This is a genomic window from Gemmiger sp. An120, from assembly GCF_002160955.1.
GTDB classification, from domain to species: Bacteria; Bacillota; Clostridia; order Oscillospirales; family Ruminococcaceae; genus Gemmiger_A; species Gemmiger_A avium.
This window is the reverse complement of sequence record NZ_NFLN01000048.1, coordinates 1-585: the sequence shown is the minus strand read 5'-3', so window position 1 is coordinate 585 and position 585 is coordinate 1. Positions and strand designations below refer to the sequence as shown.

Here is a 585-nt window from a genome sequence, read left to right as displayed (position 1 = left end):
CCTGTTCCCATTCCGAACACAGTAGTTAAGCTCTGTCGTGCCGAAGATAGTTGGTTGGAGACGACCCGCAAAAATAGGTAGGCGCCGGCTTTCTCTTTTACCCAAAAACGGGCCGCACATTGCGGCGGCCCTATATGCGCTTCTAGCTCAGTTGGTAGAGCAGCTGACTCTTAATCAGCGGGCCCAGGGTTCGAGTCCCTGGAAGCGCACCAGAAAAATCCCGACCAATCCGGTCGGGATTTTTTGTTGCGCTTCCCCCGGGGAAATAAAATTTCCCCGGGGCGGCTTCATCCTGCGCGCTATGCGCTTGGATTCAGCTCGCAGGGACTCTCGGCCTAACCGACCTTCCACCGGAAGGTCGGTCTTAACGGCCTCGTCTGGAAGCGCACCAGGCTCGCGGCGGACGGATGACGGGCGGCAGAGGGCGGCTTTTTTGTTTGGTGCTGCTTCCCCCAGGGGAAACTATTCGTTTCCCCTGGGGCGGCTTCGCCGTTCGCGCTGCGCGCTCCGGTTCAGCTCGCAGGGACTCTCGGCCTGACCGACCTTCCACCGGAAGGTCGGTCTTAACGGCCTCGTCTGGAAGCG

At 60.0% G+C, this 585-nt stretch carries 1 tRNA gene and 1 rRNA gene; both read left to right on the top strand.

The window, feature by feature from the left end:
• A 5S ribosomal RNA gene (gene rrf / locus B5E65_RS15925) occupies positions 1-90 on the top strand; the annotation flags it as partial.
• A gap of 46 nt (positions 91-136) precedes the next feature.
• Positions 137-212, top strand: a tRNA-Lys gene (locus B5E65_RS15920).
• Positions 213-585 lie beyond the last annotated feature (373 nt).